Raw genomic sequence first — 216 nt, 5'->3', positions numbered from 1 at the left:
GCCGGGTGAGCGGATGTACCGCACCGGCGACACCGCCCGCTGGAACACCGACGGGATCCTCGAGTTCATCGGGCGTGGTGACGACCAGGTGAAGGTGCGCGGCTTCCGCATCGAACCGGGCGAGGTGGAGAGCGCGCTGGCCCGGGTGGGGGGTGTGGCGCAGGCGGTCGCCCTGGTGCGGGAGGACCGTCCGGGTGAGAAGCGCCTGGTCGGGTA

General features: G+C 72.2%; 1 protein-coding gene. It reads left to right on the top strand.

Going from position 1 to position 216, the window contains the following annotated elements:
• On the top strand, nt 1-216 hold a 216-nt coding region (locus ADK60_RS28520), incomplete at both ends, for an AMP-binding protein (RefSeq protein WP_159400627.1).

Origin of the sequence: Streptomyces sp. XY431 (assembly GCF_001279805.1) — a bacterium.
Classification (GTDB): Bacteria; Actinomycetota; Actinomycetes; order Streptomycetales; family Streptomycetaceae; genus Kitasatospora; species Kitasatospora purpeofusca.
This window is presented reverse-complemented; position numbering and strand designations above follow the sequence as displayed.